The sequence below is a fragment of the Pseudomonas sp. PDM09 genome, from assembly GCF_014852305.1.
In the GTDB taxonomy this organism is placed as follows: Bacteria; Pseudomonadota; Gammaproteobacteria; order Pseudomonadales; family Pseudomonadaceae; genus Aquipseudomonas.
Genome location: NZ_JACVBI010000010.1, coordinates 214,521 through 232,454 on the forward strand (window position 1 = coordinate 214,521; position 17,934 = coordinate 232,454).

General features: G+C 57.5%; 16 protein-coding genes. 14 read left to right on the forward strand and 2 right to left on the reverse strand.

All coding sequences use genetic code 11. The annotated features are described in order from the left end of the window. Positions 1-400: 400 nt before the first annotated feature. A complete protein-coding gene (gene gltA, locus IB250_RS23415; RefSeq protein WP_007898998.1) occupies positions 401-1,690 on the reverse strand; it encodes a citrate synthase in 1,290 nt (429 codons plus the stop codon). Between the two features lie 363 nt (positions 1,691-2,053). Here gltA and sdhC point away from each other — a divergent pair, with 363 nt between their 5' ends. From sdhC to IB250_RS23475, 12 genes are all read left to right on the forward strand, one after another. Then, positions 2,054-2,428: a succinate dehydrogenase, cytochrome b556 subunit gene (gene sdhC, locus IB250_RS23420; RefSeq protein ID WP_032830362.1), complete on the forward strand. Its 375-nt coding sequence runs from the start codon at positions 2,054-2,056 to the stop codon at positions 2,426-2,428. After that, entirely contained in the window at positions 2,422-2,790 is a 369-nt protein-coding gene (sdhD, locus tag IB250_RS23425; RefSeq protein WP_052967227.1) for a succinate dehydrogenase, hydrophobic membrane anchor protein, read from the forward strand. Before sdhC ends, sdhD begins: the two co-directional genes overlap by 7 nt. 3 nt (positions 2,791-2,793) lie before the next feature. Beyond that, positions 2,794-4,566 (forward strand): succinate dehydrogenase flavoprotein subunit, encoded by a 1,773-nt coding sequence (sdhA, locus tag IB250_RS23430; RefSeq protein WP_123496127.1) that lies wholly within the window; start codon positions 2,794-2,796, stop codon positions 4,564-4,566. An 11-nt stretch (positions 4,567-4,577) separates the two neighbouring features. Then, entirely contained in the window at positions 4,578-5,282 is a 705-nt protein-coding gene (locus IB250_RS23435) for a succinate dehydrogenase iron-sulfur subunit (RefSeq protein ID WP_007898989.1), read from the forward strand. A gap of 262 nt (positions 5,283-5,544) precedes the next feature. Further along, positions 5,545-8,376: a 2-oxoglutarate dehydrogenase E1 component gene (locus IB250_RS23440; protein ID WP_192345752.1), complete on the forward strand. Its 2,832-nt coding sequence runs from the start codon at positions 5,545-5,547 to the stop codon at positions 8,374-8,376. A 42-nt stretch (positions 8,377-8,418) separates the two neighbouring features. Further along, positions 8,419-9,636, forward strand: coding sequence for a 2-oxoglutarate dehydrogenase complex dihydrolipoyllysine-residue succinyltransferase (odhB, locus tag IB250_RS23445; protein WP_008071474.1), 1,218 nt, complete (start codon positions 8,419-8,421; stop codon positions 9,634-9,636). A 110-nt stretch (positions 9,637-9,746) separates the two neighbouring features. Continuing rightward, a complete protein-coding gene (gene lpdA, locus IB250_RS23450) occupies positions 9,747-11,183 on the forward strand; it encodes a dihydrolipoyl dehydrogenase (protein WP_007898983.1) in 1,437 nt (478 codons plus the stop codon). 194 nt (positions 11,184-11,377) lie between these two features. Then, the gene (gene sucC / locus IB250_RS23455; RefSeq protein ID WP_007898980.1) at positions 11,378-12,544 is read left to right on the forward strand and encodes an ADP-forming succinate--CoA ligase subunit beta; all 1,167 of its coding nucleotides are present in this window, start codon (positions 11,378-11,380) and stop codon (positions 12,542-12,544) included. Further along, entirely contained in the window at positions 12,544-13,425 is an 882-nt protein-coding gene (gene sucD / locus IB250_RS23460) for a succinate--CoA ligase subunit alpha (protein ID WP_007919877.1), read from the forward strand. The genes sucC and sucD overlap by 1 nt, the downstream gene beginning before the upstream one ends. 340 nt (positions 13,426-13,765) lie before the next feature. Continuing rightward, positions 13,766-15,079 carry a branched-chain amino acid transport system II carrier protein gene (gene brnQ / locus IB250_RS23465; protein WP_192345753.1) on the forward strand — a complete coding sequence of 438 codons (1,314 nt, stop codon included), beginning with the start codon at positions 13,766-13,768 and terminating at the stop codon, positions 15,077-15,079. A 274-nt stretch (positions 15,080-15,353) separates the two neighbouring features. Then, positions 15,354-16,091: a DUF599 domain-containing protein gene (locus tag IB250_RS23470; RefSeq protein ID WP_192345754.1), complete on the forward strand. Its 738-nt coding sequence runs from the start codon at positions 15,354-15,356 to the stop codon at positions 16,089-16,091. Beyond that, positions 16,091-16,492: an MAPEG family protein gene (locus IB250_RS23475; protein ID WP_192345755.1), complete on the forward strand. Its 402-nt coding sequence runs from the start codon at positions 16,091-16,093 to the stop codon at positions 16,490-16,492. The genes IB250_RS23470 and IB250_RS23475 overlap by 1 nt, the downstream gene beginning before the upstream one ends. A gap of 77 nt (positions 16,493-16,569) precedes the next feature. Here IB250_RS23475 and IB250_RS23480 read toward each other — a convergent pair whose 3' ends face one another. Beyond that, on the reverse strand, positions 16,570-16,815 hold the full coding sequence (locus IB250_RS23480) for a hypothetical protein (protein WP_123496139.1): 246 nt from the start codon (positions 16,813-16,815) through the stop codon (positions 16,570-16,572). A 157-nt stretch (positions 16,816-16,972) separates the two neighbouring features. On the opposite strand from IB250_RS23480, the gene IB250_RS23485 reads away from it, so the two are divergent. Together IB250_RS23485 and IB250_RS23490 are read left to right on the forward strand one after the other, a co-directional pair. Then, entirely contained in the window at positions 16,973-17,449 is a 477-nt protein-coding gene (locus IB250_RS23485) for a PaaI family thioesterase (RefSeq protein WP_192345756.1), read from the forward strand. After that, entirely contained in the window at positions 17,446-17,898 is a 453-nt protein-coding gene (locus IB250_RS23490; protein WP_008071489.1) for a PaaI family thioesterase, read from the forward strand. Before IB250_RS23485 ends, IB250_RS23490 begins: the two co-directional genes overlap by 4 nt. Positions 17,899-17,934: the final 36 nt, after the last annotated feature.

A 17,934-nucleotide genomic window follows, 5' to 3' on the forward strand; every position in this document is an offset into this window, starting at 1 on the left:
GCAGCTTTTGATCTTGATGCACCGCCCCCTCGAGAGGCCGAGTGGAGGTTCTGCGCAGTGGGCAACCCGGCATGGATGCCGGGTTAGCCGCGTACGGCCATGGATGGCCGATCGCGGCGGGCCCACGGAGCAGAATCGGAGCGAGGGCATGCCGAGCCTAGGCGAGGCACCGAACGAAAGGGGCAAGAGCGCTTTGGTTACTTTCGCGCTTTTCGAAAGTGACCCGCTGTAAGAGCGGAACCGTCAGCAGCCGTTACCGCAGAAAAGGATATGTACCCGACCAAAGAGCCAGTCGGCCCTCAGGCCGCTGCGAATATAACGTCAGGCACAAACAAAAACGGCCCCTATCTAAATAGAGGCCGTTCCCGGTACAGCTCAAGACATTATCGCAAGACAAGTCTTATTCGCGGTCTTCCAGCTTGGTGATGTCGCGCGACTCGTAGCCAGTGTACAGCTGACGCGGACGGCCGATCTTGTACGGGCTGGAGAGCATTTCTTTCCAGTGGGAAATCCAGCCGACAGTCCGCGCCAGAGCGAAGATCACGGTGAACATGCTGGTTGGAATGCCGATCGCCTTGAGGATGATCCCCGAGTAGAAGTCGACGTTCGGGTACAGCGAGCGTTCGATGAAGTACGGATCGGTCAGGGCGATCTCTTCCAGGCGCATAGCCAGTTCGAGTTGCGGATCGTTGGTGATGCCCAGTTCTTTCAGTACTTCGTCGCAGGTCTGCTTCATGACGGTGGCACGAGGGTCGCGGTTTTTGTAAACCCGGTGACCGAAGCCCATCAGTTTGAACGGATCGTTCTTGTCCTTGGCCTTGGCGATGTACTTGTCGATGTTCGAAACATCGCCAATCTCGTCAAGCATGGTCAGAACGGCTTCGTTCGCACCGCCGTGGGCAGGGCCCCACAGTGCAGCGATACCGGCGGCGATACAGGCGAACGGGTTGGCACCCGACGAGCCGGCCAGACGTACGGTAGAAGTCGATGCGTTCTGCTCGTGGTCGGCATGGAGGATGAAGATCCGGTCCATGGCCTTGGCGAGTACCGGGCTGATCGGTTTGATCTCGCACGGGGTGTTGAACATCATGTGCAGGAAGTTTTCCGCGTACGATAGGTCGTTGCGCGGGTACATCATGGGTTGGCCCATGGAGTACTTGTAAACCATTGCGGCCAGGGTCGGCATCTTGGCAACCAGGCGGATCGCGGAGATTTCGCGATGCTGCGGGTTATTGATGTCGAGGGAGTCGTGGTAGAAGGCCGAGAGGGCGCCCACTACGCCGCACATGACGGCCATCGGGTGGGCGTCGCGACGGAAGCCGTTGAAGAAGGTCTTCAATTGCTCGTGAACCATGGTGTGGTTCTTCACGGTGCCGACGAACTGGGCCTTTTGTTCTGCGGTCGGCAATTCGCCATTGAGCAGCAGATAGCAGGTTTCCAGGTAGTCCGACTTTTCAGCCAGCTGTTCGATCGGGTAGCCGCGGTGCAGCAAAATGCCGTTGTCGCCGTCGATATAGGTGATCTTCGACTCGCAGGAGGCAGTCGACATGAAACCAGGGTCAAAGGTGAAACGGCCCGTGGCCGTCAGGCCCCGAACGTCGATAACATCGGGACCAACGGTGCCGGTTAAAATGGGCAGCTCGACGGGGGCTGCGCCCTCGATGATCAACTGCGCTTTTTTGTCAGCCATGTGGCCTCCTATTTATGCTTGAAATCATCAGACAGACCCCCCACGCAGGGCCCGCACCACTATAGTGAGATAAATTCGAATGTCAATTTGCCTAAAGTCTTGCTCCAGAAGGCTTTAACCGGACTTTTTCCTCGAAATTGACTGCCATTTACGCCTTTTATGTCACTTGTGCAATCAGCTATTAGGGGAAGGTGAACGCGTTGTCATTAGTAGCCTAACTGTCTATACTCGGCCACCGACCGCCAGGGGCTTTTGGGCCTGCTTTATTGGGGGTCGCATCCCTGGGTGGTGATTACCTGACCAGTGCACTCCCCAACAACTTTGCCCTGATTGTTAGGGGCTCTTCAGTGTGAAAAAAAAGCCGTGAAAAGCCAACGACCTGTAAACCTAGACCTAAGGACCATCAAACTCCCCATCACCGGCGTTACGTCGTTTCTTCACCGTGTTTCCGGCATCATCCTCTTCCTGGGCCTTGGCTTCATGCTTTATGCATTGGGCAAGTCTCTGGGTTCCGAGGAAGGTTTTGCCGAGGTGAAGGCATGCTTGACCAGCCCGCTGGCCAAGTTCGTAGCATGGGGCCTCCTGTCCGCTCTTCTGTATCACCTGGTAGCCGGTGTGCGCCATTTGATTATGGATATGGGCATCGGTGAGACGCTGGAAGGCGGCAAGCTGGGCTCGCAAATCATTATCGCCGTATCTGCGGTGTTGATCGTTCTGGCGGGAGTTTGGATATGGTAACCAGCGTTACGAACCTGTCGCGTTCGGGCCTCTATGACTGGATGGCACAGCGTGTGTCTGCGGTCGTTCTCGCGGCTTATTTCATCTTCCTGATCGGATACCTCGTTGCGAATCCTGGCATTGGCTACACCCAATGGCACGAACTGTTCGCAAGCAACTGGATGCGTATCTTCAGTCTGCTGGCCCTTGTAGCCCTGGGTGCTCACGCCTGGGTCGGCATGTGGACCATCGCGACTGACTACCTGACGCCGATGGCGCTGGGCAAGTCCGCGACTGCAGTACGTTTCCTTTTCCAGGCAGTATGCGGCGTTGCGATGTTCGCTTACTTCGTCTGGGGTGTGCAGATTCTCTGGGGTATCTGATCCATGGCTAACATTCCAACGATTTCTTTCGACGCCATCATTATTGGTGGCGGCGGTGCCGGCATGCGCGCAGCGCTGCAACTGGCACAAGGCGGTCACAAGACTGCCGTGATCACCAAGGTTTTCCCGACCCGTTCGCACACCGTATCGGCCCAGGGTGGCATCACCTGCGCCATCGCGTCCGCTGACCCGAACGATGATTGGCGCTGGCACATGTACGATACCGTCAAGGGTTCCGACTACATCGGTGACCAGGACGCTATCGAATACATGTGTCAGGAAGGCCCGGCTGCAGTTTTCGAACTGGACCACATGGGTCTGCCGTTCTCCCGTACCGAACAGGGCCGCATCTACCAGCGTCCATTCGGCGGTCAGTCGAAGGATTACGGTAAAGGCGGGCAGGCTGCCCGTACCTGCGCCGCTTCCGACCGTACTGGTCACGCGCTGCTGCACACCCTTTATCAGGGCAACCTGAAAGCCGGCACCACGTTCCTGAACGAGTACTACGCTGTTGATCTGGTGAAGAACCAGGACGGCGCATTCGTCGGCGTGATTGCCATCTGCATCGAAACCGGCGAAACCACCTACATCCGCGCCAAGGCCACCGTACTGGCCACCGGCGGTGCAGGTCGTATCTACGCTTCGACCACCAACGCCCTGATCAATACCGGTGATGGCGTTGGTATGGCGCTGCGTGCCGGCGTACCGGTACAAGACATCGAAATGTGGCAGTTCCACCCGACCGGCATCGCCGGCGCCGGTGTACTGGTTACCGAAGGTTGCCGTGGTGAAGGTGGTTACCTGATCAACAAGCACGGCGAGCGTTTCATGGAGCGTTATGCTCCGAACGCCAAAGACCTTGCCGGTCGTGACGTCGTTGCCCGTTCGATGGTTAAAGAGATCATCGCCGGCAACGGTTGCGGTCCGAATGGCGACCACGTAATGCTCAAACTCGACCACTTGGGCGAGGAAGTGCTGCACAGCCGTCTGCCAGGCATCTGCGAACTGTCCAAGACTTTCGCACACGTTGACCCTGTTGTTGCTCCGGTTCCGGTCGTTCCGACCTGCCACTATATGATGGGCGGCGTTCCGACCAACATTCACGGTCAGGCAATCACCCAGAACGACGAAGGCGTCGACGAAATCATCCCTGGCCTGTTCGCAGTGGGTGAAGTGGCGTGCGTATCGGTTCACGGCGCCAACCGTCTGGGCGGCAACTCGCTGCTTGACCTGGTTGTATTCGGCCGCGCTGCCGGCCTGCACCTGGAAAAAGCGCTGAGCGACGGTATCGAATACGATGACGCCACCGACGCCGACATCAACGCGGCCCTGGCCCGTCTGTCCGCTCTGAACGAGCGTACCGAAGGTGAAGACGTGGCAACCCTGCGTCGCGAACTGCAAAGCTGCATGCAGAACTACTTCGGTGTGTTCCGTACCGGCGAATACATGCAGAAGGGTATTGCTCAGCTGGCTGATCTGCGCGTGCGTATCGCCAACGTCAAGATCAACGACAAGAGCCAGGCGTTCAACACGGCGCGTATCGAAGCGCTGGAACTGCAGAACCTGCTGGAAGTGGCCGAAGCCACTGCTATCGCTGCAGAAGTGCGCAAAGAGTCCCGCGGTGCTCACGCCCGTGAAGACTTCGAAGACCGTGACGATGAAAACTGGCTGTGCCACACCCTGTACTTCCCGGGTGACAAGCGCGTTACCAAGCGTGCTGTGAACTTCTCGCCGAAGACTGTTCCGACTTTTGAACCTAAGATTCGGACTTATTAAGGGTGGCCGCCATGTTGCAAGTCAGTGTTTATCGTTACAACCCTGATCAGGACGCTGCGCCGTTCATGCAGGAATTCCAGGTTGATACCGGTGGTAAAGACCTGATGGTGCTGGACGTGCTGGCCCTGATCAAAGAGCAGGACGAAGGTTTCTCCTATCGTCGCTCTTGCCGTGAAGGTGTTTGCGGTTCCGACGGCATGAACATCAACGGCAAAAACGGTCTGGCATGCATCACGCCGCTGTCTGCCGTCGTTAAACGTAATAAGCTGATCGTTCGTCCGCTGCCAGGTTTGCCGGTTATCCGTGACCTGGTCGTCGATATGAGCATCTTCTACAAGCAATATGAAAAGGTTAAGCCATACCTGCAGAACGACACGCCGGCTCCGGCCATCGAGCGTCTGCAGTCCCCTGAAGAGCGTGAAAAGCTCGACGGTCTGTACGAGTGCATCCTGTGCGCTTGCTGCTCGACTTCGTGCCCGTCCTTCTGGTGGAACCCGGACAAGTTCCTGGGTCCGGCTGCTCTGCTGCAAGCCTATCGCTTCCTGGCAGACAGCCGCGACAACAAGACATCCGAGCGTCTGGCTTCGCTGGATGACCCGTTCAGCGTATTCCGCTGCCGGGGCATCATGAACTGCGTCAACGTTTGTCCGAAAGGCCTGAACCCGACTAAGGCCATCGGTCACATTCGTAACATGCTGCTGCAAAGCGGCGTGTGATTCAGCTGCTGTACCCGTAGGACCGCAGTACCCGTAGATGCTACGGCGCAGGCTTCAACCGGCGCCGTAGTTTTAACCTGAGCAGCAGCTTAAAAGGCTGCCGCTCTTATTTTGAAGAAATGAGACAAGCAGGGGCATCCGGGCTGGTACCCGGACTATCAGCGTGATCCTAAGTGGCTTGTTTTAGTCGCTGCATTCGGACTTCTGCAAGTTTGCTCGGTGTCGACGCCGGTGGTGTTCCCCTAACCGAGGGTGACCAAGCATGCAAGAAAGCGTGATGCAGCGCATGTGGAACAGCGCCTACCTATCCGGTAGTAACGCTGCCTATGTGGAAGAGCTCTACGAGCTCTACCTGCACGACCCTAACGCTGTGCCAGAAGAGTGGCGCACCTACTTCCAGAAGTTGCCTGCTGATGGCAACCCTGTCACCGATGTTTCGCACTCCACAATTCGCGATCATTTCGTCTTGCTGGCAAAGAACCAGCGCCGCGCCCAACCGGTTTCCGCCGGTAGCGTGAGCAGTGAGCACGAGAAGAAGCAAGTTGAAGTGCTGCGATTGATCCAGGCCTACCGTATGCGTGGCCACCAGGCAGCCCAGCTTGACCCGCTGGGGCTGTGGCAGCGTCCTGCACCTGCAGACCTGTCAATCAATCATTACGGCTTGACCAATGCCGATCTTGATACGACCTTCCGTGCCGGCGACCTGTTCATCGGCAAAGAGGAGGCGAGCCTACGCGAAATTCACGAAGCGTTGCAGCAGACATATTGCCGCACCATCGGCGCTGAATTTACGCATATCACCGATTCCGAGCAGCGTCAGTGGTTCCAGCAGCGTCTGGAAAGCGTGCGCGGCCGTCCGACGTACTCCGTCGACATCAAGAGCCACCTGCTTGAGCGCGTCACCGCTGGCGAAGGCCTGGAAAAATACCTCGGGACCAAATACCCGGGTACCAAGCGTTTCGGTCTGGAAGGCGGCGAGAGCCTGATTCCGATGCTCGACGAGCTGATCCAGCGTTCCGGTTCTTATGGCACCAAGGAAATCGTGATTGGCATGGCCCACCGTGGCCGTCTCAACGTGCTGGTCAATACCTTCGGCAAGAACCCGCGCGAGCTGTTCGACGAGTTCGAAGGCAAGAAGAAGGTCGAGCTGGGTTCCGGTGACGTTAAGTATCACCAGGGCTTCTCGTCCAACGTGATGACCACCGGTGGTGAAGTTCACCTGGCCATGGCCTTCAACCCTTCCCACCTGGAAATCGTTTCCCCGGTGGTCGAGGGTTCGGTTCGCGCCCGTCAGGATCGTCGTAACGACCCTACCGGCGAGAAGGTTCTGCCGATCTCCATCCACGGTGACGCGGCGTTCGCCGGTCAAGGTGTGGTCATGGAAACCTTCCAGATGTCGCAGACCCGCGGTTTCAAGACCGGCGGCACCGTGCACATCGTGATCAACAACCAGGTCGGTTTCACCATCAGCAACCCGCTGGACTCGCGCTCCACCGAGTACGCGACCGACGTTGCGAAGATGATCCAGGCGCCGATCCTCCATGTGAATGGTGATGATCCGGAAGCCGTGTTGTTCGTGACCCAACTGGCCATCGACTACCGCATGCAGTTCAAGCGTGACGTGGTAATCGATATGGTCTGCTACCGTCGTCGCGGCCACAACGAGGCCGACGAGCCTAGCGGCACCCAGCCAATCATGTACCAGCAGATCACCAAACAGCGCACCACCCGTGAGCTGTATGCCGATCGTCTGACCCAGAGCGGTGTGCTGGACGCAGAGCGTGTTCAGGCGAAAGTCGACGAATACCGCAATGCGCTGGACAACGGTCTGCATGTTGTAAAAAGCCTGGTCAAAGAGCCGAACAAAGAGTTGTTCGTGGACTGGCGTCCGTATCTGGGACATGCCTGGACCGCGCGTCACGACACTCGTTTCGATCTGAAAACCTTGCAGGAACTGTCCGCCAAGCTGCTGGAAATTCCGGAAGGCTTCGTGGTTCAGCGCCAGGTTTCGAAAATCTACGAAGACCGTCAGAAAATGCAAGCCGGCGGCCTGCCGATCAACTGGGGTTACGCCGAAACCATGGCGTACGCGACCCTGGCGTTCGAAGGTCACCCGATTCGCATGACGGGCCAGGACATCGGTCGCGGTACGTTCTCGCACCGTCATGCTGTCTTGCACAACCAGAAAGACGCGGGTACCTACGTCCCGCTGCAAAACCTGTACAAGGGCCAGCCACGTTTCGACCTGTACGATTCGTTCCTGTCCGAAGAAGCCGTGCTGGCGTTCGAATACGGTTACTCGACCACCACGCCTGAGGCGCTGGTGATCTGGGAAGCCCAGTTCGGCGACTTCGCCAACGGTGCCCAAGTGGTTATCGACCAGTTCATCACCAGTGGCGAGCACAAGTGGGGTCGTCTCTGCGGTCTGACCATGCTGCTGCCGCACGGTTATGAAGGTCAGGGTCCGGAGCACTCTTCGGCCCGCCTGGAGCGTTACCTGCAACTGTGCGCCGAGCACAACGTTCAGGTTGCCGTCCCGACCACCCCGGCTCAGATCTACCACTTGCTGCGTCGTCAGGTGATTCGCCCGCTGCGCAAGCCGTTGATCGTCCTGACTCCGAAGTCGCTGCTGCGTCACAAACTGGCCATCTCGACCCTGGAAGATCTGGCCGAAGGTTCGTTCCAGACCGTTATCCCGGAAATCGATGCCCTGGACCCGAAAAAGGTCGAGCGCGTTGTTCTGTGTAGCGGCAAGGTCTACTACGACCTGCTGGAAAAACGCCGTGCCGAAGGTCGTGATGACATCGCCATCGTGCGTATCGAGCAGCTGTACCCATTCCCTGAGGACGACCTGAAAGAAGTCCTGGCTCCTTACACCAACGCCAAGCATGCCGTTTGGTGTCAGGAAGAGCCGATGAACCAGGGTGCCTGGTACTGCAGCCAACACCACTTGCGTCGTAGCATCAGTACGCTCAACAAGTCTCTCGTACTCGAGTACGCGGGCCGTGAGGCTTCTGCTGCACCTGCTTGTGGTTATGCATCGATGCACGCTGAGCAGCAGGAACAACTGCTGCAAGACGCCTTTACTGTTTAACGCCTTCGCGCACCTGAAACCGAATTTAAGGACCCACAGATAATGGCTATCGAAATCAAAGCCCCCACTTTCCCGGAATCGGTTGCCGATGGCACCGTTGCCACCTGGCACAAAAAACCGGGCGACGCCGTCAAGCGTGACGAACTGATCGTCGACATCGAAACTGACAAAGTCGTACTGGAAGTGTTGGCCACCGCTGATGGCGTGCTGGGCGCTATCGTCAAGAACGAAGGCGACACCGTTCTGTCCGACGAAGTTCTGGGCTCCATCGGTGAGGGCAGTGCTGCCGCCGCTGCTCCTGCCGCCGCTGCTGCACCTGCCGCTGCCGCTGCTCCTGCCGAAGCGGGCGAAGACGATCCTGTTGCTGCACCGGCTGCTCGCAAGCTGGCTGAAGAAAACGGCATCAACATCGCTTCCGTTGCCGGTACTGGCAAAGGCGGTCGTGTGACCAAGGAAGACGTTGTTGCCGCTGTAGCTGCCAAGAAAGCCGCTCCGGCTGCCGCGCCTGCCAAGGCTGCTGCGCCTGCCGCTGCTGCTCCAGTGTTCGCTGCCGGCGATCGCATCGAGAAGCGCGTACCGATGACCCGCGTGCGGGCCACCGTTGCCAAGCGTCTGGTTGAAGCTCAATCGAACATGGCAATGCTGACCACTTTCAACGAAGTCGACATGACCGAAGTCATGGCCCTGCGTTCGAAGTACAAGGATCTGTTCGAGAAGTCCCACAACGGCGTGCGCCTGGGCTTCATGTCGTTCTTCGTCAAGGCTGCCACCGAAGCGCTGAAACGCTTCCCGGCTGTCAACGCGTCGATCGACGGTGCTGACATCGTTTACCACGGCTACGCCGACGTCGGTGTTGCTGTTTCCAGCGACCGCGGCCTGGTTGTACCGGTTCTGCGTAACGCCGAACTGATGAGCCTGGCTGAAATCGAAGGCGGCATCGCCACCTTCGGCAAGAAGGCTCGTGACGGCAAGCTGTCGATGGACGAAATGACCGGTGGTACGTTCACCATCACCAACGGTGGTACCTTCGGTTCGATGATGTCGACTCCGATCGTCAACCCGCCACAAGCGGCCATCCTGGGCATGCACAACATTCTGCAGCGTCCTATGGCGATCAACGGCCAGGTCGTTATCCGTCCGATGATGTACCTGGCTCTGTCCTACGATCACCGTTTGATCGACGGCAAAGAAGCTGTGACCTTCCTGGTTACCATCAAGAACCTGCTGGAAGACCCGGCTCGTTTGCTGCTGGATATCTGATTTCGTTGCACGGGCCGCTCAGCGATGGACGGCCCTTCTGTAATGACCAGCTTCGTCCCACGACGGTCCCCAAAAGGGGCCGTCCGGTTTGATTCGAGAAGGAATGACACATGACTCAGAAATTCGACGTGGTAGTGATTGGCGCGGGCCCTGGCGGCTACGTGGCTGCCATTAAAGCAGCGCAATTGGGCCTCTCCACTGCCTGCATCGAGAAATACACCGACAAGGAAGGCAAACTGGCCCTCGGCGGTACTTGCCTGAACGTCGGTTGCATTCCATCCAAGGCGCTGCTGGACAGCTCCTGGAAGTTCCACGAAGCTCAAGACGGCTTCGCGATCCACGGTATCAACCACGCTGGCGTGACCATGGACGTGCCAGCAATGGTCGGCCGTAAAGCCAACATCGTCAAAGGCCTGACCTCGGGTGTTGCCACCCTGTTCAAGGCAAACGGTGTGACCTCGATCCAGGGCCACGGCAAACTGCTGGCCGGCAAGAAAGTCGAAGTCACCAAGCCTGACGGTTCGGTAGAAATCATTGAAGCCGAGAACGTGATTCTGGCTCCAGGTTCGCGTCCGATCGACATTCCACCGGCTCCTGTCGACCAGAATGTGATTGTTGATTCGACTGGCGCGCTGGAATTCCAATCGGTTCCAAAACGTCTGGGCGTGATTGGCGCTGGCGTGATCGGTCTGGAACTGGGTTCGGTCTGGTCCCGTCTGGGCGCAGAAGTGACTGTTCTTGAAGCGCTGGACACCTTCCTGATGGCCGCTGACGCTGCCGTTTCCAAGGAAGCGCTGAAAACCCTGACCAAACAAGGTCTGGACATCAAGCTGGGCGCTCGCGTTACCGGTTCCAAAGTGAACGGCGACGAAGTCGTTGTGAACTACACCGATGCCAACGGCGAACAGAACATCACTTTCGACAAGCTGATCGTAGCCGTTGGTCGCCGTCCGGTGACCACTGATCTGCTGGCTGCCGATTGCGGTGTCACCCTGGACGAGCGCGGTTTCGTGCACGTTGACGATCACTGCGCCACCACTGTACCGGGCGTTTACGCCATCGGTGACGTGGTTCGCGGCATGATGCTGGCACACAAGGCCTCGGAAGAGGGCATCATGGTTGTCGAGCGCATCAAGGGCCACAAAGCCCAGATGAACTATGACTTGATCCCGTCAGTTATTTATACTCACCCGGAAATCGCGTGGGTCGGCAAAACCGAGCAGACCTTGAAGGCTGAAGGCGTTGAAGTTAACGTTGGCACCTTCCCGTTCGCAGCCAGTGGCCGTGCCATGGCAGCCAACGACACCGGCGGTTTCGTGAAAGTCATTGCCGATGCCAAGACTGACCGCGTATTGGGCGTCCACGTGATTGGCCCGAGCGCTGCAGAACTGGTTCAGCAGGGCGCGATCGGTATGGAATTCGGCACCAGCGCTGAAGACCTGGGCATGATGGTTTTCTCCCATCCGACCCTGTCTGAAGCCTTGCACGAAGCAGCTTTGGCTGTGAATGGCGGCGCCATCCACATCGCCAACCGCAAGAAGCGTTAAGACAATAAGAAACCACGGCGGTACGGCCCGTCGTGAGCCTTGCGTGCAAGACTCACCGCGGAATGTCCGCTGGACGCAGTCTTGCGTAGCTGCACCGGGTAACTGGAAAGCTACGCAAGCAGCAGTCACAGGTGGTGCGGCACCAGAACGGTGCAGCACCGAATGCGCAGTACCTAACGAAGACGGTAATAAGCATGAATCTTCACGAGTATCAGGGTAAGCAGCTGTTCGCTGAATACGGCCTGCCAGTTTCCACCGGCTACGCAGTAGACACCCCGGAAGCAGCAGCAGAAGCTTGCGACAAAATCGGCGGCACCGAGTGGGTTGTCAAAGCCCAGGTCCACGCTGGTGGTCGCGGTAAAGCGGGCGGCGTAAAGCTGGTTCGCAGCAAAGAAGACGCCAAAGCATTCGCTCAACAGTGGTTGGGCAAGCGTCTGGTGACTTACCAGACTGATGCCAATGGCCAGCCAGTCACCAAGATCCTGGTTGAATCGTGCACTGATATCGCTAAAGAGCTGTACCTGGGCGCTGTCGTTGACCGTTCGAGCCGTCGCATCGTGTTCATGGCTTCCACCGAAGGTGGCGTGGACATCGAGAAAATCGCTCACGACACTCCAGAAAAAATTCTGAAAGCCACTATCGATCCACTGGTTGGCGCTCAGCCATTCCAGGGTCGCGAGCTGGCATTCCAGCTGGGTCTGGAAGGCAAGCAAGTTGCTCAGTTCGCCAAGATCTTCGTAGGTCTGGCCAAGCTGTTCAAGGATCACGACCTGGCTCTGCTGGAAGTGAACCCGCTGGTGATCAAGGCTGACGGCGATCTGCATTGCCTCGACGCCAAGATCAACATCGACGCCAACGCCATGTACCGTCAGCCTAAGCTGAAGACTTTCCACGATCCGTCGCAAGACGATCCGCGCGAAGCGCACGCTGCCAAGTTCGAACTGAACTACGTAGCACTGGAAGGCAACATCGGTTGCATGGTCAACGGTGCTGGCCTGGCCATGGGTACCATGGACATCGTCAACCTGCATGGCGGCAAACCAGCCAACTTCCTCGACGTGGGCGGCGGTGCTACCAAAGAACGCGTAACCGAAGCGTTCAAGATCATCCTGTCCGACACTAACGTCGCTGCAGTATTGGTCAACATCTTCGGCGGCATCGTTCGTTGCGACATGATTGCCGAAGGCATCATCGGCGCAGTGAAAGAAGTCGGCGTGAAAATCCCGGTTGTTGTTCGCCTTGAAGGCAACAACGCTGAGCTGGGCGCTAAAGTACTGGCAGAAAGCGGTTTGAACATCATCGCTGCTACCAGCCTGACCGACGCTGCTCAACAAGTTGTCAAAGCTGCGGAGGGCAAATAATGAGCGTCCTGATCAATAAAGACACCAAAGTTATCTGCCAGGGTATTACCGGTTCGCAAGGTAGTTTCCACACCCAGCAAGCCATCGAATACGGCACCAAGATGGTTGGTGGCGTAACTCCTGGCAAAGGCGGCACCGAGCACCTGGGTCTGCCAGTGTTCAACACCGTGAAAGACGCTGTAGCTGCCACTGGCGCCACCGCCAGCGTGATCTACGTTCCAGCTCCTTTCTGCAAGGACTCCATCCTGGAAGCAGCCTTCGGCGGCATCAAGCTGATCGTTTGCATCACTGAAGGCATTCCTACCCTGGACATGCTGGATGCCAAGGTCAAGTGCGACGAGCTGGGCGTAGTCCTGATCGGTCCTAACTGCCCAGGCGTGATCACTCCAGGCGAATGCAAGATCGGCATCATGCCAGGTCACATTCACTTGCCAGGCAAGGTCGGTATCGTTTCCCGTTCCGGCACCCTGACCTACGAAGCTGTGAAGCAGACTACTGATGCCGGTTTCGGTCAGTCGACTTGCGTCGGCATCGGTGGTGACCCGATCCCGGGTTCGAACTTCATCGATATCCTGAAGCTGTTCCAGGAAGACCCGAAGACCGAAGCGATCGTGATGATCGGCGAGATCGGCGGTTCGGCTGAAGAAGAAGCGGCTGCCTACATCAAGGCACACGTGACCAAACCGGTTGTTTCCTACATCGCTGGTGTGACTGCTCCTCCGGGCAAGCGCATGGGCCATGCTGGCGCAATCATCTCTGGCGGCAAAGGCACTGCAGACGAGAAATTCGCTGCTCTGCAAGACGCAGGCGTTAAAACCGTGCGTTCGCTGGCAGACATCGGCAAGGCCCTGGCCGAGCTGACCGGTTGGGCTGTCAAGTAAGCCTCGCGCTTAACTGACGCTTCGCCAGACAAAGGCCACCTTCGGGTGGCCTTTGTCGTTTCCGGGTGATCGTTCCCACGCTCTGCGTGGGAACGATCTGTGCCAAGGTAGGAAAATTAGGTATGTAAACGCGACATTGAAATGTCGCGTATCGGATAGTTCGCCCTGTAACAGTGCGTTTGTCGTGTAAATTCGTTAGGCTAGCAGCCATTTTTGCGTCCGCGGCCCACAAGGCAGCGACGCGCTAAACGGGTTAGTCCTATACGGGCCGACAGCATTTCCCTCACCCATAAGGGAAATCCCTCTCTAAATTCCGATTCAGTAGTGTGGTATTTCCTTAATGAAAGTGTTGAAAGGCCAGGACATCCTGGCACTGGGTTTTATGACATTTGCTCTGTTCGTCGGGGCTGGCAACATCATCTTCCCGCCTATCGTCGGTTTGCAGTCCGGGCCTAATGTCTGGATGGCGGCGCTGGGTTTTCTGATCACCGCGGTTGGTTTGCCGGTGATCACCGTTGTCGCCCTGGCCAAGGTCGGTGGTGCAATGGATGCCTTGAGCAGCCCGATCGGTAAAGTCGCCGGTGGCCTGCTGGCAGCTGCGTGCTACCTCGCTGTAGGCCCGTTGTTCGCAACGCCACGTACCGCGACCGTGTCGTTCGAAGTGGGCCTGGCGCCGCTGACTGGCGAGAGCCCGCTGGCGTTGTTTCTCTATAGCTCGGTGTACTTCCTGGTGGTGTTCTTCATCTCGCTCTACCCGGGCCGCCTGCTCGACACCGTAGGACGTTTCCTTGCACCGCTGAAGATCATCGCCCTGGCCGTTCTTGGCATCGCCGCGTTTGCGTTGCCGGCCGGTGATATCGGCGTGGCCACGCCTGAATATGTCGCTGCACCGTTCTCCCAGGGCTTTATCAATGGTTACCTGACCATGGATACCCTGGGTGCGCTGGTATTCGGCATTGTCATTGTCAATGCGATCCGCTCCCGTGGCGTGGAATCACCAGCGCTGATCACCCGTTACGCGATCATCGCCGGTCTGATTGCCGGCGTGGGCCTGGCGCTGGTTTACGTCAGTCTGTTCCGTCTCGGTTCGGGCAGCCATGAAGTGGCGGCTGGTGCTGCCAATGGCGCGGCGGTATTGCACGCGTATGTTCAACACACGTTTGGTTCGTTGGGCAGCGGTTTCCTTGCGGTGCTGATCTCCCTGGCCTGCCTGGTGACAGCGGTCGGTCTGACGTGCGCTTGTGCCGAATACTTCAGCCGTGTACTGCCACTGTCCTACAAGACGCTGGTGATCATCCTGGCTGCGTTCTCCCTGTTGGTGTCCAATCTGGGCCTCACCAAGCTGATCGCGTTCTCGATCCCGGTGCTGACCGCCATCTACCCGCCGTGCATCGCCCTGATAGCGCTGAGCTTCTGCAAGGACTTCTGGCATGAGCAGGGCCGCATCGTCGGTCCGGTGATGCTGGTGTCGTTCATCTTCGGTCTGATCGATGCCCTCAAGGGCGCCGGTCTGGCCGATTGGATGCCGACCCAGCTGACTCACCTGCCACTGAGCGAGCAGGGTCTGGCGTGGCTGGTGCCGGCGGTCATGACCCTGGTGGTCGCGGTGGTCTGCGATCGTCTGTTGGGCAAGCGCGAAGAAGCGCTGGCTTAAGCGGCTTCATGGCCTGCCATAAGCGGGCCTTGCGCTGAGTCCTGGCAAAAATGGAAATGCCCCGTATCAATCGATACGGGGCATTTTTTATGCGTGTGATGCAGTGTCTTTTTCCTTGCGCTAACGTCGAAGCATTGCCAAATCTAATGTGGGATCGAGCCCACTTGCGATGGCGGCTTTACATTCAAGTGATATGTTGGCTGATCTACCGCCATCGCGAGCAGGCTCGCTCCCACAGGTTTCAGTTCTCCGAAAACGCACCACAAGGACCTGCATGTCGTTCATCCACGCCAATCTGATCCACATCCTCGCCGCGCTCTGGTTTGTCATCTGCTGGGGTGGCTACACCCGTTACGCGACATGGAAAGGCCGCGACACCGCGTGCCTGGCCAGCGTGTTGCACCTGTATCGCGAAGACTGGATGCGCCGCATGCTGTTGCGCGACAACCGCATTGCCGATGCCAGTGTGATCGGTAACCTGGAGCGCAATGCCTCGTTCTTCGCTTCCAGCACGCTGATTATCCTGGCCGGTATTCTCACGGTATTGGGTGCGTCCGACAGAGCCGTGTCGTTACTGGCGGATATCCCGATGGTGCAACAGGCTTCCCAGGGCATGTCGGAGATCAAGTTGTTGTGCCTGGCGCTGGTGTTTGTCTATGCGTTCTTTACGTTCAGCTGGTGCATGCGTCAGTACAACTTTGCGGCCATTCTCGTGGGCTCGGCACCGATGATCGGAGAGCGCCATGTGTCCGAGCAAGAGCGTAAAGCCTTTGCTTCCCGAGCGGCACGTGTCATTTCCATGGCGGCCAACCAGTTCAACTTCGGTCTGCGTTCCTATTACTTCGGCATGACCATGCTGGCGTGGTTCGTCAGTCCCTGGTTGTTCATGTTGATGAGTGCCGGCGTCGTGCTGGTGCTGTATCGCCGCGAGTTTCACTCCGACGTTCTCGATGTGATGGTCTATACCCCCACAGAGGCGCCATTGCCTGAAGTTAACAAGGAGGTTGCTTGATGAGTATTCCGTTCTGGTGTGTGTTTATCAGTGCATTGTTGATTTTCCTGGCAAAGATCCCGGTGGCCAAAGCCATGAACGAGCAGGGTGGTTACAACAATCACCTGCCGCGCCAACAGCAGGCGCAACTTACAGGCTTCGGTGCCCGTGCATTGGCGGCCCATCAGAACAGTTTCGAGGCGTTCATGATCTTTGCGGTGGGGGTGTTGATGGCGCATACCACGCAGACGGCGGGATGGCTGATCGATACGCTGGCGATCGTCTTTGTGATCGCGCGCATCATATATCTGTTGTGCTATTGGGCGGACTTGGCCTGGCAGCGCAGCCTGGTGTGGTTCGTCGGCTTAGTGTGTTCGTTGTTGCTGATGATTAGTCCGACTTTTAGGACGATTTTGATCTAATACTGCATTGCAAACAAAAGCCGCAGATAAAAGAAAACCCGCACTTGGCGGGTTTTCTTTTATCACTAAAAACGCTTTTAGTTTTTAGGTGCTTCTGGCGCGGCTTCTTTTGTCGCTGCTGCGTTCGATTCGGCCTGAGCTTTGGCAGCTTCAGCGTTTTCTTTTGCTGCCTCGTTCACTTTATCCTGAGCTTCGCTCATTTTTTCCTGAGCTTGCTCGGCATGTTGGTTAGCATCTTGAGCTTTGTCCTCGGATTTTTTATCGCAGGCAGCGAGACCGAGGGAAGCGGTCAACATCAAGGCAATAGCTAAAGTCTTACGCATGGGGTGTTTCTCCTGATGGAAAATATCTACTGGCCTTTCGAGCACGGCGAATAGGGTTAAGTTCCTCAATTCGCACAGATATATAAGTTTGTTTTGCAGCGGAACTTTTTCCTTCTTGCCTGCTACTTTGCCCAGACACTAAGAAGAGTTTAATCCAATGGCCGAAAACCCCGTTTTTGAGCGTGCGACGCGATTCCTGTCGGCGTTGCGGCATTGTCAGGTACTCGGCATGCGCGTTCACAGCGCCAGCAGCGAAGGATTGACGGTGATTCTGCCGTACAGCCCGCAGATCGTCGGTAACCCGCAAACCGAGGTGATTCATGGCGGAGCCTTGACCTCGCTGATGGACACCGCCTGTGGCATGGCTACCCTTTGCGTGCTGCCCGAATTCGAAGTCTGTCCGACGCTCGACTTGCGCATCGACTACATGCATGCCGCCGAGCCGCACAAGGACGTGTACGGCTTCGCCCAATGCTACCGAGTGACCACCGACGTCATCTTCGCGCGCGGTTTTGCCTATCAGGACGACCCCGAGCAGCCCATCGCCCATGCGGTGGGTACCTTCATGCGCATGGGCAAGGGCATTAAAGGCACTAAAGGTTTTGGCGGCGTCATTGCTGGAGGGGCGAAATGACCGACACGTTCAAGGAACAGCTTCAACAGGCCCATGCCCAAGGGGACTACGCCTCGCTGCTGCACCTGATTCCTTACGCCAGACTGATCGGCGTCGAATGTTCGCGTGTCGGGGATGAGCTGCTGTTTCGCCTGCCGGCCAACAAGGACAACATTGGTAATCCTTTATTGCCGGCGATTCATGGCGGGGTGATTGCCGGGTTCATGGAACTCTCGGCGGCACTGCACCTGCTGATCTTCACCGGCTCACCCGGCGTGCCGAAGATTATCGACTTTTCCCTCGACTACCTGCGCGCGGGGCAGTTTCGCGATACCTGGGCCAGATGCCAGGTGTGCCGACAGGGGCGGCGGGTGGCAAACGTGGCGATTACCGCTTGGCAAAGCACTGAGGCCGAGCCCATTGCCACGGCCCGCGCTCACTTCAAAATCGAAGAGCCCTTGAAATCCTGATCTCAGCCCCCAACTCTGAGGACAACCCGCCGTCGA

Bases quoted from the DNA above. Each gene is read 5' to 3' on its own strand.
- gltA (WP_007898998.1), bottom strand. From the start codon at position 1,690: ATGGCTGACAAAAAAGCGCAGTTGATCATCGAGGGCGCAGCCCCCGTC.
- sdhD (WP_052967227.1), top strand. From the start codon at position 2,422: ATGGTAACCAGCGTTACGAACCTGTCGCGTTCGGGCCTCTATGACTGG.
- sdhA (WP_123496127.1), top strand. From the start codon at position 2,794: ATGGCTAACATTCCAACGATTTCTTTCGACGCCATCATTATTGGTGGC.
- IB250_RS23435 (WP_007898989.1), top strand. From the start codon at position 4,578: ATGTTGCAAGTCAGTGTTTATCGTTACAACCCTGATCAGGACGCTGCG.
- IB250_RS23440 (WP_192345752.1), top strand. From the start codon at position 5,545: ATGCAAGAAAGCGTGATGCAGCGCATGTGGAACAGCGCCTACCTATCC.
- odhB (WP_008071474.1), top strand. From the start codon at position 8,419: ATGGCTATCGAAATCAAAGCCCCCACTTTCCCGGAATCGGTTGCCGAT.
- lpdA (WP_007898983.1), top strand. From the start codon at position 9,747: ATGACTCAGAAATTCGACGTGGTAGTGATTGGCGCGGGCCCTGGCGGC.
- sucC (WP_007898980.1), top strand. From the start codon at position 11,378: ATGAATCTTCACGAGTATCAGGGTAAGCAGCTGTTCGCTGAATACGGC.
- sucD (WP_007919877.1), top strand. From the start codon at position 12,544: ATGAGCGTCCTGATCAATAAAGACACCAAAGTTATCTGCCAGGGTATT.
- brnQ (WP_192345753.1), top strand. From the start codon at position 13,766: ATGAAAGTGTTGAAAGGCCAGGACATCCTGGCACTGGGTTTTATGACA.
- IB250_RS23470 (WP_192345754.1), top strand. From the start codon at position 15,354: ATGTCGTTCATCCACGCCAATCTGATCCACATCCTCGCCGCGCTCTGG.
- IB250_RS23475 (WP_192345755.1), top strand. From the start codon at position 16,091: ATGAGTATTCCGTTCTGGTGTGTGTTTATCAGTGCATTGTTGATTTTC.
- IB250_RS23480 (WP_123496139.1), bottom strand. From the start codon at position 16,815: ATGCGTAAGACTTTAGCTATTGCCTTGATGTTGACCGCTTCCCTCGGT.
- IB250_RS23485 (WP_192345756.1), top strand. From the start codon at position 16,973: ATGGCCGAAAACCCCGTTTTTGAGCGTGCGACGCGATTCCTGTCGGCG.
- IB250_RS23490 (WP_008071489.1), top strand. From the start codon at position 17,446: ATGACCGACACGTTCAAGGAACAGCTTCAACAGGCCCATGCCCAAGGG.